Source organism: Bartonella henselae str. Houston-1 (assembly GCF_000046705.1).
GTDB classification, from domain to species: domain Bacteria; phylum Pseudomonadota; class Alphaproteobacteria; order Rhizobiales; family Rhizobiaceae; genus Bartonella; species Bartonella henselae.
In genome coordinates this window covers 310,477-324,085 of the sequence record NC_005956.1, presented here as the reverse complement: position 1 = coordinate 324,085, position 13,609 = coordinate 310,477, and the positions used below count along the sequence as shown (strand labels likewise).

12 protein-coding genes are annotated in these 13,609 nt (G+C 38.0%); 4 read left to right on the top strand and 8 right to left on the bottom strand.

Annotated elements, in window-relative coordinates:
* Positions 1-36 precede the first annotated feature (36 nt).
* From pstA to gshB, 4 genes are all read right to left on the bottom strand, one after another.
* Positions 37-1,329, bottom strand: coding sequence for a phosphate ABC transporter permease PstA (gene pstA / locus AYT27_RS01260; protein ID WP_011180196.1), 1,293 nt, complete (start codon positions 1,327-1,329; stop codon positions 37-39).
* Positions 1,326-2,786, bottom strand: a complete 1,461-nt coding sequence (pstC, locus tag AYT27_RS01255; RefSeq protein ID WP_011180195.1) for a phosphate ABC transporter permease subunit PstC — start codon at positions 2,784-2,786, stop codon at positions 1,326-1,328. The genes pstA and pstC overlap by 4 nt, the downstream gene beginning before the upstream one ends.
* A 65-nt stretch (positions 2,787-2,851) precedes the next feature.
* On the bottom strand, positions 2,852-3,898 hold the full coding sequence (locus tag AYT27_RS01250; RefSeq protein WP_011180194.1) for a PstS family phosphate ABC transporter substrate-binding protein: 1,047 nt from the start codon (positions 3,896-3,898) through the stop codon (positions 2,852-2,854).
* A 149-nt stretch (positions 3,899-4,047) separates the two neighbouring features.
* Positions 4,048-4,986 carry a glutathione synthase gene (gene gshB / locus AYT27_RS01245; RefSeq protein WP_011180193.1) on the bottom strand — a complete coding sequence of 313 codons (939 nt, stop codon included), beginning with the start codon at positions 4,984-4,986 and terminating at the stop codon, positions 4,048-4,050.
* A gap of 88 nt (positions 4,987-5,074) precedes the next feature.
* Between gshB and AYT27_RS01240 the strand changes: the two genes are divergently transcribed.
* Positions 5,075-5,839 carry a molybdopterin-synthase adenylyltransferase MoeB gene (locus tag AYT27_RS01240; protein WP_011180192.1) on the top strand — a complete coding sequence of 255 codons (765 nt, stop codon included), beginning with the start codon at positions 5,075-5,077 and terminating at the stop codon, positions 5,837-5,839.
* Between the two features lie 222 nt (positions 5,840-6,061).
* On the opposite strand, the gene AYT27_RS01235 is transcribed toward AYT27_RS01240, so the two are convergent.
* From AYT27_RS01235 to AYT27_RS01220, 4 genes are all read right to left on the bottom strand, one after another.
* On the bottom strand, positions 6,062-7,672 hold the full coding sequence (locus AYT27_RS01235; protein WP_011180191.1) for an ABC transporter ATP-binding protein: 1,611 nt from the start codon (positions 7,670-7,672) through the stop codon (positions 6,062-6,064).
* Positions 7,669-8,811 (bottom strand): ABC transporter permease, encoded by a 1,143-nt coding sequence (locus tag AYT27_RS01230; protein WP_011180190.1) that lies wholly within the window; start codon positions 8,809-8,811, stop codon positions 7,669-7,671. Before AYT27_RS01230 ends, AYT27_RS01235 begins: the two co-directional genes overlap by 4 nt.
* On the bottom strand, positions 8,811-9,932 hold the full coding sequence (locus tag AYT27_RS01225; RefSeq protein ID WP_011180189.1) for a microcin C ABC transporter permease YejB: 1,122 nt from the start codon (positions 9,930-9,932) through the stop codon (positions 8,811-8,813). The genes AYT27_RS01230 and AYT27_RS01225 overlap by 1 nt, the downstream gene beginning before the upstream one ends.
* A 138-nt stretch (positions 9,933-10,070) precedes the next feature.
* Positions 10,071-10,622, bottom strand: a complete 552-nt coding sequence (locus AYT27_RS01220) for a c-type cytochrome (protein WP_011180188.1) — start codon at positions 10,620-10,622, stop codon at positions 10,071-10,073.
* Positions 10,623-10,728: 106 nt separating this feature from the next.
* Here AYT27_RS01220 and AYT27_RS01215 point away from each other — a divergent pair, with 106 nt between their 5' ends.
* The 3 genes from AYT27_RS01215 to AYT27_RS01200 all read left to right on the top strand — a co-directional run bounded on the left by AYT27_RS01215 (position 10,729) and on the right by AYT27_RS01200 (position 13,203).
* The gene (locus AYT27_RS01215) at positions 10,729-11,460 is read left to right on the top strand and encodes a 3-deoxy-manno-octulosonate cytidylyltransferase (RefSeq protein WP_011180187.1); all 732 of its coding nucleotides are present in this window, start codon (positions 10,729-10,731) and stop codon (positions 11,458-11,460) included.
* Positions 11,457-12,320, top strand: coding sequence for a prephenate dehydratase (locus tag AYT27_RS01210; protein ID WP_011180186.1), 864 nt, complete (start codon positions 11,457-11,459; stop codon positions 12,318-12,320). The genes AYT27_RS01215 and AYT27_RS01210 overlap by 4 nt, the downstream gene beginning before the upstream one ends.
* Before the next feature lie 475 nt (positions 12,321-12,795).
* A complete protein-coding gene (locus tag AYT27_RS01200) occupies positions 12,796-13,203 on the top strand; it encodes a hypothetical protein (protein ID WP_011180184.1) in 408 nt (135 codons plus the stop codon).
* The last annotated feature ends 406 nt before the right edge of the window (positions 13,204-13,609 follow it).

The window sequence follows — 13,609 nt, the reverse complement described above, 5'->3', positions numbered from 1 at the left end:
AATACAAACGTTATCGAAATTCCTACTTTATAAAAGTTACTGACGGCGTTCAAATCGTCGACGTAAAAAAACCGCAGAAATATTCATAATAGAAAGAAAAATCATTAATACGATAATAGCACCCGACGTTTTTTCAACAAAAGCGCGCTCTGCTTCACCTGCCCACATAAAAATTTGCACAGGTAGAGCTGTAGCAGGATCCATGGGTGTTGCAGGAATATTTACAACAAAAGCAACCATTCCTATCAAAAGCAAAGGTGCAGTTTCACCCAGAGCTTGCGCTACACCAATAATCGTACCAGTCAAAATACCAGGAGCAGCTAAAGGAAGAACATGATGAAAAACTACTTGTGTTTTTGATGCCCCCAATCCTAAAGCTGCTGCGCGAATAGAAAAAGGAACAGCCCGTAAAGCAGAACGTGTTGCAATAATGATTGTTGGAAGCGTCATAAGAGCTAACACAAGACCACCAACAAAAGAGGCTGAACGTGGTAATCCAAAAAAATTAACAAAAACCGCAAGCCCTAAAAGACCAAAAACAATCGAAGGAACAGCGGCAAGATTATTGATATTAACTTCAATAAAATCTGTAAATTTATTTTTGCGTGCATATTCTTCCAAATAAAGAGCCGTTGCTATCCCTATTGGCAATGAAATCACTAAAACGATGATGATCATATAAAAAGAACCGATGATCGCAACACCCAAGCCGGCAGTCTCAGGACGACTTGAAGCACCAAATGTAAAAAAACCAAAGTTAAATGTTTTATAAAGTGTCCCATCATACGCTAAGCGTTTCATCCATTCTACTTGGCGATTAGAAATCTTGCGGTTTTTTTCTGCTACATGCAAATCAATCTGCCCTTTATAAGCAGAATCAATATCCGCTGCTGCCAAGACTTTGATTTTTTGTGTTGTACCAATTAACTGTGGATTCTTTGTCACTATTTCACGCAGTTGAACGCGTACACTATTTGAAAACATACGGTTAATATCCCGCAATGATGCACGATCATTTTGATCTATATTAAGCTTTCTTGCCAAAGCATTGCGTACAAGAAGAGGATAATTGGCTGTTATAAGTATTTGTGGATTTGCCAAACGCTGACCACTTGGATCAATAACTTTCTCATCCAAATAAATTGATAATGTCATTTCAGTTTGAAAAAAAGCTGTATACCCTTGACTGATGACAGACCATAAAAGTGCAAATAAAAAAAAGAGACCAATAAAAATGGCAATCAAACCATACGCACGGAAACGACGCTCAGCCCAATATCGGCGTTTGAGGCCAATATTGCGACGAGAGAAAGAAAAGTCTTCATTCATTCATATTGTTCCCGATATTTACGTACGATATAAAGAGCAAGAATATTCATCAAAAGAGTCATAATAAAGAGTGTCATTCCTAAAGCAAAAGAAACAAGCGTTTGGGGAGAATTAAACTCAAAATCACCTGTCAATTGATTAACAATCTTAACCGTTATCGTAGTCATTGCTTCGAATGGATTAAGTGTTAAGTTCGCTGCAACACCTGCCGCCAAAACCACAATCATCGTCTCTCCAATTGCACGTGATGCTGTAAGCAAAATCGCCCCCATAATTCCCGGAAGCGCTGCCGGTATAACGACTTTTTTAATCGTTTCAGATTGCGTTGCTCCTAAACCATAAGATCCCTCACGTAAAATACGTGGAACAGCTGTAATAACATCATCTGACAAAGAGGAAACAAAAGGTATCAACATAATTCCCATCACAACTCCAGCGGTCAAAACACTTTGAGCCATAATAAAACCAACACCACCAGAGAGAGAAACAGAGAGATCACGTAAAAATGGTCCGACAAACTTCAGAGCAAAAAAGCCATAAACAATGGTTGGAATACCCGCAAGAACTTCCAACAATGGCTTTACTATTGATCGCAATCGAGCCGAAGCATATTCAGCCATATAAAGAGCTGAAAATAATCCTATTGGCACAGCAAAAAGCATTGCTACAAATGCAATATAAAGTGTGCCCGCAAGCAGCGGTATTAAACCGAATTGCCCCACTTCACCCTCCGCACCACTCGCTGAAAAACGTGGATCCCAAACCGTTCCTAAAAAAAAGTTTGAAAAGGGTACAGACTGAAAGAAACTCATCGTTTGAAAGAACATAGAGAGTGCAATGGCGGCTGTCGTCAAAACCGCAACGATAGATGCACAAATCAATCCAATAACAATCAAACACTCAACCTTATTGCGCGCACGCTGACGTGGAGAAACTTGCATAATTCCACAAATAAAACCACAAGATGCAATGACAAAAAGGACACCATGACCGATAAACTGTAACTTTTCAGAAGAATTAACCCATGACTGTGCTATCCTTAACACATCATCTGAGACTTCATGAGGAAAAACAAATCCTTTTGCCAATAATTGTGCTTGCACTTCTTCATACGAAGCAGTGGTGAGATCCCCCTCAAAGTAAGGAAGTCTTTTGACCAGGCTTCGAACAATCCCCAAAATAAGATCATGATTAACAAGCTCTTTCACATGCGTACTGCATGCCTCAATCTCTTGAGAAGCGCTATACTCTAAATAAATTGCACTGCCACCATCCCAAAAAATTAAAAAAATAAGAGCTGGAAAAACAGTTATCAAAAAGGTCCACCAGCCGTAATAATACGTACGAGAGTGCATCTTGTATTGTGTGTATTCAAGAGTACGAGCTCGTATATAAGAAATACAAAAACCAATACAAGCAAAAATTAATAACAGAGAAATAAGGAAGGAAATGCGCATATTGTCTTTCAATTTTCATAAATAAAGCAGCACAAAAAAACTCCTACACCGGTAAATCCAGAAAATTATTTCAAACTCATCACTCTACCAGCAGAAAAAGCAGAACGCTGCGCTTGGCGCTCTTTTTCAGAAGCAACGACCAAACCATATTCAGCCAATGGACCATTGGGACCAATCATTTGATCAGAAAGAAAAAAGTCTACATATTCCCGCAAACCTGGAATAATACCTAAATGCGCTTTCTTAACATAGAAGAAGAGTGGACGAGAAACTGGATATTTGCCACTAGAGATTGTTTCAACAGTTGGTGTAAAACCACTAATATCTGCAACCTTTAATCTATCAGCATTATTTTGATAAAAAGACAAACCAAAAACACCAACCCCTGTTTTATTAGAAGTTAAACGCGCAAATGTTTCAGAATAATCACCATCAATATCAATGACTTTACCATCCTTACGCACAGCAACACAGGCAATGTGTATTGCCTTATCATCCATCCCCAAAGACTTCATCGCATCCACTGCTCCACTCTCCTTACAGCCCGCAGCTAACAATTTTTCTTCAAAAACTTCACGCGTTCCATGTTTCTCTCCAGGAATATAAGCTGCTATCGTCCAACCAGGAAGAGCACTATTAACTGCACTCCATTTTGACACGTTATTAGATTGCAATTTTCCGTCTTTCATAATCCGAGCAGCAAGCGCTCTATAAATATCCACTGGTTGTAACTTCCAATCAGGACCATTTATATCTGTTGCAAAAACAATGCCATCATATCCAATGCGTATCTCTTCAACATCTTTTACACCAGCATCAAAACAAGACTGTAATTCACTTAGCTTCATTGCCCGTGAAGCATTCACAATATCAATTGCATTCTCCCCAATGCCACGGCAAAATTCCTTAATACCACCCCCCGTTCCACCCGATTCGATAACTGGAATCTTAAAATGAGGGTAAATTTCTCCAAATATCTCAGCAACAATTTTTTGATACGGTAAAACGGTAGACGAACCAGTTATCTGAATTTGATCGCGTGCATTTCCAACATTCACTGAAAACAAAACTGCAAAAATCACTCCCACTCCACCGGATAATAATCTGCTCATCCATAAACTCCCTCGCATGTGAATTAAGATCTCTTGTTTGTACTTTATGGTTATTTAAATTCTAATTCACATTTGCAGCATAACAAATATAAAAAAACAATATTCATAATTTTTCTGATAAAATTACCTTTTAGCTCTTGTTAAAAAAATTAATTCGAACGCTTAAACTCAATAACATCCCAAAAAAGATGAGCAATATCGGTGCCACTAAAACGCTTAATTTCACGAATTCCAGTAGGAGATGTCACATTGATCTCTGTGATATAATCTCCTATCACGTCAATCCCTACAAGAAGAAGACCACGTTCTTTTAAAGCTGGACCAATGCGTTGGCAGATCTCATAATCACGTTTTGTTAAATCAACATTTTCCGCGCGCCCTCCAACATGCATATTAGAGCGCACATCTGTTTCTGCGGCAATTCGATTAATCGCTCCAACAGGTTTACCATCAAGCAAAATAATTCGCTTATCCCCTTTTCGTACAGCATCCAAATAACGCTGAACAATAAAAGGTTCACGATAAATTTGTGCAAAAATTTCCAACAGCGATGCTAAATTGCGATCATCCTGTTTTAAATGGAAAACACCCGCTCCCCCATTGCCGTAAAGTGGTTTGACAATAATTTCACCAAAGGTAGCTCTAAAAGCCGTTATTTCTTCAATGTCTTTCGTAATTAATGTTTCTGGCATTAAATCAGGAAATTCAGTTACAAAAATTTTTTCTGGACTATTGCGCACCCATGCCGGATCATTCACAACCAATGTCTTAGGATGAATACATTCTAATAAATGAGTCGTGGTGATATAATTGAGATCAAAGGGAGGATCTTGGCGTAAAAGAACCACATCCATATCCATCAACTGCGTGCGGATAGGTTTCCCCAATTGGTAATGGTTTCCTTCTTTATCATGTACGGTCAATGCTTCTAATTTTACAATCACACAACCATCGCGCATAGATAAACGATCTGGTGTATAATGAAAAAGAGAGTATCCACGTTCCTGTGCTGCTAAAGCAAGTGCAAATGTCGTATCACCTTGAATTTGAAGTGTTGAAATATGATCCATTTGAATGGCAATCTTCATAAATAAAACCTCCCTATAACCGAAAGCGGACTGGTCTATGCGCCATAAACTTAGTAAACTATAAAAGAACTATGACAAGAGAAAGCCTATGATACAAGAAGCTAATACAAAATTAAGCAATGAAGAAATCGAACGCTACGCACGCCACATCATTTTGCCTGAAATTGGTGGTGTGGGACAACAAAAGCTCAAAGCTGCACGTGTTCTGGTTATTGGCGCAGGCGGTCTTGGTGCTCCTGTTCTCACATATTTGGCGGCTGCTGGCGTTGGCACCCTTGGAATTGTTGATAACGACATCGTTTCACTCTCCAATTTACAACGCCAAGTGATTCATAAAACAAACACAATTAACCAATGTAAAACTGACAGTGCTAAAGCCACTATAAACGCAATAAATCCTCATGTTACGGTTGAAAAACACACCCTACGCTTAGATAAAAGTAATGTGGGTAAATTGCTCAACGCCTATCACATCATTGTTGATGGGAGTGATAATTTTGCCACACGCTATCTGCTTGCTGATCATACAGCCCAATGTGCCAAACCTTTAATAAGCGGTGCTGTAGGACGTTTTGACGGCTCATTAACAGTGCTCATGCCTTATAAAGACAATAACCCTCACTATCGTGATTTATTCCCAAATCCACCAGCTCCCGGCACTCTCTCAACATGTGCTGAAACTGGAATTATCGGCGCTTTACCCGGAGTCATTGGAACACTCCAAGCAATGGAAGCCATTAAACTTATCACAAACATCGGTGAACCTTTAGTAGGAAAAATCCTCCTTTATAATGGATTATCAGCGCAATTTAAAGTTATTACTTATAAGCGATCAGATTCCAATGCCAATTAGCAGCTATCAAGCTTTGCGTGTAAAAATTTGAGAGATTATGATTTACTCTCCAATTTACCTGACTCGAATATATACTGAAACCAGAATCATCAGTATTTTATCGTAAACCATCGCGATATTCCAAGCAATGGAAGCCATTAAACTTATCATAAACACCGATGAATCCTTAGTAGAGAAAAACCTCCTCTATAATAGATTATCAGTGCAATTTAAGGTCATTACTTATAAACGATCAGATTCCAATGCGAATGCAGCAGCCATCAAGCTTTGCGTGTAAGTATTTTGGGGGCAAGAAAAAATACGATCAGCAGAGCCATATTCAACCATTTCTCCATTACGCATGACAATCACTTCATGTGCAAGCGCTTTGATAACTTTTAAATCATGACTAATAAACAGATAACCTAAATGATATTTTTTTTGCAGATGAAGTAAAAGGCTAATGATCTGTGCCTGCACACTTACATCAAGAGAAGACGTTGGTTCATCAAGCATAATAAAGCGAGGTTTGAGGATGATTGCACGTGCAAGAGCAATTCGCTGTCTCTGCCCACCAGAAAACTCATGAGGATAACGATAACGAGTAGAAGGGTCAAGATTAACCTCATGTAAAGCTTCAATCACACGATCATTGCGTTCAGAATAAGAAAGCTTTGGTTCATGAATTGATAAGCCTTCAGCAATAATTTCACTCACAGACATACGTGGAGAAAGTGAACCAAAAGGATCTTGAAAAACAATCTGAATATGACGACGCAAAGAACGCATTTTCTTAAAAGTAAAATTGCTGATGTCAATATCATCAAAAATAATCTGTCCCTTGGAAGATAACATCCGTATCAATGAAAGCCCTAATGTTGTTTTTCCTGAACCCGATTCTCCTACAACACCAAGTGTTTGACCAACACGAATTGTAACATCCATATCTTGAACAGCTTTTATATAACCCTTTGTGCGCCGCAATAGACCCTTTTTAATCGGAAACCAAACACGAACTTTCTTACCTTGCATCAAAATGGGCGCACTCTTGTCTGCTTGAAGAGGATAGCCTTTAGGTTCTGCTGCTAACAATTGTTTTGTATAGGGCTTTTGAGCATTTGCAAACAATTGATCAATTGGAGCACTTTCAACAATTTTTCCTTTTCTCATCACATAAACACGATCCGCAATACAGCGTACAATGGCTAAATTATGAGTAATAAAAAGCATCGACATATTGTTTTGCTTTTTAAGGTGTACCAAAAGCTCAAGAATGCGCGCTTGAACAGTTACATCAAGCGCCGTTGTTGGCTCATCAGCAATCAATAATCGTGGATTATTGGCAAGTGCCATTGCAATCATCACACGTTGCCGTTGCCCACCTGATAATTCGTGAGGAAATGACCCCAAACGTTTCTGTGGTTCATGAATTCCTACTTGTGTTAGCAAATCAATAATATGCGCACGCAGTGATTGATTTGTCATATCTGAATGCATTTTGAGAACTTCACCGATTTGGCGTTCTACATTATGCAAAGGATTAAGAGCAGTCATCGGCTCCTGAAAAATCATGGCAATATCTTTACCACGAACTTTACGCAAATCTTCTTCTTTCTGCTTTAATAAATCCTTATCATTAAAGAGAATTTCTCCCGATTGATAAAGCGTTTTCAAAAAAGGTAATAATTGCAAAATAGACAGTGCTGTTACCGATTTTCCAGAGCCAGATTCCCCCACCAGAGCAACTGTCTCCCCTTCTTTAATTTCAAAAGTAACTTTTTCAAGAATGTATCTTTGTTCTTGCCCTTGGCACAATGCAATCGAAAGATCACGAACTGAAAGCAAATTTGTCATTGTAATGTCTTTCGCGGGTCAAAAGCGTCACGCGCTGCTTCACCAATAAACGCCAACAAAGACAACATAACAGCAATAACAACAAACCCTGTAATACCAATCCAAGGAGCGTTCAAATTAGTGGTAGCTTGCCGCATCAATTCACCTAAAGAAGCATAACCAGGAGGAAGACCAAATCCCAAATAATCAAGTGATGTAAGTAATGAAACACCCGATGTTAACAAAAAAGGCATATAGGTCAAAGCTGCAACCATCGCATTAGGTAATAAATGCCGCATCATAATAGTGCTATTAGGAACTCCTAAAGCACGTGCGGCATTGACATAGGTAAAATTGCGTGCACGCAAAAATTCCACCCGCACCACACCAACCAATATTACCCATTGAAACAGAAGCATAACCCCCAATAATACCCAAAAGCCCTGTGTCAAAACCGCAGCCATGATAATAACTAGATAAAGTGATGGTACTGAAGACCATATTTCAATCAAGCGCTGCAAGATTAAATCAACCCAACCACCAAAATATCCCTGAATAGCCCCTACTGTCACACCAATGATAGTGGAAATAACCGTTAAAAGAATACTAAAGGCTATCGATACTCTAAAACCGTATAAAACGCGGGCGAAAATATCACGGGTCAGATCGTCTGTTCCAAGCCAATTCCATCGACTTATTGTACATTCTGGATCAGAACTTCCTTGCGTGTAATTGATACAACGCTCCTCTTTACTTTGAAGCCAAAAAGGTGGAGCCAATGCTACCGTTTTATTCCCCATGACTGTGTTATAGGAATAACGCACCAGCGGCCACAACGCCCAACCATGCTTAGCAATTTCATTTTGAATAAAAGGATCGCGAAAATCGGCTACGACTAAATCTCCACCAAACTTTTCATCAGGATAATCAAAAAAAACAGGAAAAAGAAGCTCCCCTTTATAAGAAGCAATAATTGGCCGATCATTGGCAATGAACTCTGCCGAAAAAGAACAAAAACATAAAAATAAAAAGAGCCATAAAGACCACCAACCACGGCGATTTCGCTTAAAATTGCACCAACGACGTGCATTCAGTGGAGAAAAAAAAGGCTCTTTCTGCAACTTAAAACTTTGCACACATTCACCTTTTGTCTCTTGCATCACAAATCCTTTTTATCAAAATCAATACGTGGATCAACGAACATATAAACGATATCAGAAATGAGACTCACAATCAGACCAATGAGCGAAAAAATATAAAGAGAAGCAAATACAACAGAATAATCACGATTGACAATAGACGTATAACTTAAAAGCCCCATACCATTTAATGAATAGAGCATTTCAATCAACAAAGATCCGCTAAAAAATGATGCCATAAAAGTTGCAGGAAAACTGGCAATCACAATTAAAATTGCATTGCGAAAAACATGACCATAAAGAACTGAGCGTTCGCTTAAACCCTTAGCGCGTGCTGTAATAACATATTGTTGACGAATTTCTTCTAGAAAACAATTTTTTGTTAGCAAGGTCGTTGTAGCAAAAGAAGAAATGATCATTGCTGTTAAAGGGAGAACCAAATGATAAAGGTAATCTAATATTTTACCCCCAAAGGATAATTGGTCAAAATTATCAGACGTTAAATGGCTTAACGGAAACCAATTTAAAAAAGACCCTCCAGCAAAAAAAACCATTAAAAAAATACCAAAGAGGAAGCTCGGAATAGCATAGCCAATAATGATAAGTGCACTTGTCCATACATCAAAAGGCGCACCCTCTTTAAGAGCTTTCTGAATTCCTAACGGTATAGAAATAGAGTATGAAATCAACAATTGCCAAAACCCAAGCGAAAGAGAAACGGGTAAAGCACTCTTAATCAGTTCAATAACTGAACGCCCTTGTGTATAAGAATCGCCAAAATCAAAACGCAGATAACGCCCCAGCATTGTTAAATAACGTTCCAAAGGCGGCTTATCAAATCCAAATTGCTTTTCGAGCTTGGCAATAAATTCTGGATCCAATCCTTGCGCACCGCGATACTTAAAAACTCTAGAAGAAGACGATTCAACCTCTGCACCATCCAAGATAACATCAGAAGAAAGACCGAGATCACTCCCACCCCCCACTCGTCCTACAGCATCACCGCCTGTTCCTTGTAACTGGGCAATAATATTTTCAATAGGCCCTCCTGGCGTAAATTGAACAATAATAAAGGTGACTGTTAAAATACCAATCAGTGTCGGTATAAGCAGAAAAAAACGCCGGAGAATATAGACTACCATTTTTTATTTTCACTTTCCGATACAGTCGATCGAGTCAATATAAAATAATGATACACCTTTTTTGATAAATCTATAAAACTCAAATTACAAACAAAAAACAATTGCACCTCTTCATAAAATAGGCGCTTCTGGCATAGTTCAGCCTGGCTTGTCTTCTTTTTTATCGTTCGGTAAGGGAACAGGGTCATCGGATAAACCCCGTAAATAAAGCAAAAGATCGGCACGATCTTGGTCATTTTTGATCCCACGAAAAAACATAATCGTCCCTGGAAACGCTTCACGTGGTGATTGCAGATAACGATCCAAAGTCATAAAATCCCATCTCTGATCAGAATTTGCACGCAATACACGTGAATAAGCAAAATCTGTCTTAGCTGCCAAAGGACGGTCAATGATCCCCCAAAGTGCTGGACCAACACGATTAGATTCATGACGCCCCGAGGTATGGCACAGACCACATTGACGAAAAATCTTACGTCCATTTTCAATATTGGCTCGTTGAAGACGATCATTTAATGATAAAGAAATATCAGATGTCTGCTGTTTTTCTTTGAGTCTATCATTTTTTGTAACTTTAGAAGGTTGAACCGACGCAGAATTATCATAAATCCTGTAGCTTAAAATTCCCACCAAGATAATCAGCAAAAATAAGCAAGCAAAAACAAAATAGACAATTTTTGAGCGATTCATAAAAATTCAAACATTTATATTGTCATTCCCGCTTTTAGTTTAAGCTTTTTCCATATAATACACAACATTATAAACACATCATACACACGATATTTGGAATTTTGCAATGGCTCTTGAACCAATTATTCTTATTCCCGCTCGTATAGGCTCAACCCGTCTTCCTCAAAAAGCTCTGGCAGAGATTGCTGGAAAGCCAATGATTGTTCATGTTGCTGAACAGGCAAAAAAAGCCGCATTCGGGCGTATTATCGTTGCAACAGATCATAACAATATCGCCAAAGTCGTTACCGCTTATGGACATGAATGTATCATAACATGTCGTGATCATAAATCTGGATCTGATCGTATTTATGAAGCTTTAACCCATATTGATCCTGAACGACGCTACAATGTCATTTTGAATGTACAAGGTGACTTGCCAACGATAACGCCCCATGAAATCATCAGTGCTTTACGCCCTTTAGAAAATAGCTTAACTGATATTGCAACTTTGGGTGCAAAAATCGTCGAAGAAAATGAAAAAACAGATCCGAATATTGTCAAAATTATTGGTACACCGCTTTCTCACAATCGCTTTCGTGCTCTTTATTTTACCCGCGCGACAGCGCCTTATGGAGATGGTCCCCTTTACCATCATATTGGAATATATGCCTATCGACGCGAAGCGCTCGAGAAATTTGTAGCGCTTAAACCCTCTCCCCTCGAGCAACGTGAAAAACTTGAACAATTACGCGCACTAGAGCATAATATGCGTATCGATGTAGAGATAGTCGATACAATTCCCTTAGGGGTCGATACACAACGTGATCTTGAAAGGGTACGCAAGATTTTAGCATGAAGATACTAAAAAAAACCAATAAAATCTCATTCCAAGGAGAATATGGCGCTAATTCCCATATCGCCTGTACTAATATGTTTCCCAATATGGATGCTCTACCCTCAACAACTTTTGAAGACGCGCTTAACTTAGTGGAAAATGGACAAGCTGATCTTGCTATGATTCCTATTGAAAATACTCTTGCTGGCCGCGTTGCCGATATTCATCACCTTTTACCACAATCATCTCTCTATATTATTGATGAATATTTTTTGCCTATTCATTTTCAATTAATGGTTTTACCCGGCGTTACACATAAAGAAATTGAAACCGTTCATAGTCATGCGCATGCCCTTGCACAATGCCGTAAAATCATTCGTAATAATGGCTGGCAACCTGTAACTTCTGCTGATACAGCTGGAGCTGCAAAATTTATTAAAAAAAACGGAAAGCGTTCACAAGCAGCCTTAGCACCTCTGATCGCAGCGGAACTCTATGGACTTGATATTCTTGAAAAAAATGTTGAAGATAGCCCTCATAATATTACCCGTTTTGTCATCCTTTCACGTTCTCAACGGCACGTGCCCAAACCCCAAAATGGCGAAAAAATTATCACTAGCCTTCTTTTTCGAGTCCGCAATGTCCCAGCTGCTCTTTATAAAGCTATGGGAGGATTTGCCACAAACGGTATCAATATGACAAAATTAGAAAGCTACCAAATTGGTGGCAATTTCAATGCAACACAATTTTTTGTTGATATCGAAGGGCATCCTGAAGACCCCATGATGCAACTTGCCTTAGATGAGCTGTCCTTCTTTTCTGCTGAATTGCGCATTATTGGCATTTATCCTGCTAAAAATGGTCGAAGATCACACATATAAAAATTAATTAAATTGTACATTTCTCGTGGAGATTGAAGGGCATACTAAAGATCTCACGATACAACGCCCCTTGAAAAACAGCGGCTTTCTTTTCTGCTAAACTTCTTTTCATTATGAATACTGAAGAAGAATATAAGCGACAGCATCCATTATCGAAATGTTCAAATACCCCTATAACATTTCTGCAAAAAATACACATCAATTCAGCCGAAATAAAACCAATACAGAAAAAAATGCAAGCACCAAAAATAAAAGTTTCTGTAACCATTTATATCCCTCATACGAGAGATAACTCCTTGAGAATACAAACGATACCTCCAGGATAGTTTATCTCAAAACGTAATAACGATAAGAGAATTTTTATAAAGCTAAAAAGAACAGTTTAGCCCTGCATTTCTGAGTCAAATTCAATCTTTCATATTTATAAAAACTGATTTATAATCAATGGTATTTTAGGATAAGAGAGAAAAACATAATGAGAAAAATTCTCACTCAAGGATTAGTTGTTGCAAATATTCTTGCGTGTTCCACTGTTGCATTTGCTGGATTTAGTGAAACAAAATGGAATTTTGCTTCAGATGAAAGTGTTACTATTAAAGCAGCTGATACAATACACCAAGGCGTTGAATATGCTTGCAAAGCATTTAAACCCAAAAAAGCATCCTTTGTTTTATCGTACTCTTCCCCTTCTGACTTAGACAAACTAAAAATTGTTGCAGATAACGAAAAGAAAATAACGCATGATAAAGAACATAAGGTCTTTACGCTCAAAGGTGTAAAATCCCTTCACATAAGCTTCCCTTCATCGGGACATTATACTTTTAAAAATATTACGAAGAAAAAAGTTATTGGAATAAATTGTGATACAGGGGATTATGATTAATAATTTTTCTAAGAGCTCCTAATTTTTAACAGGTCTACCCCATTGCTTAGGTGGGCCTTTTTCATAATCAAGCGTAGTGAATTTTCAAAACGTAAAATTCTATAAGTTCGAATTTTTAATATTTGTCCTCAAAAATCAAATTATCCATTAAAATAAAACATTAAAAAACTTTTTTAAGAAATTGAATTGTCTTGTATTTTCTTTATAAAAACATGATATCTAAATTTGTAGTTGGCTTTTCTCATAATTTTTACAAACTCCATCATATATCAATCATATACACAAACAGAGAAATAAAAAAAGCTACATAATCTATAAGTTTGTTCTATATCTGACAAAATAGAGTAAAAATATAAAATGACAGCTATGTTCTACATGCTAATAGTAAAATGAATACTGCAGTAAT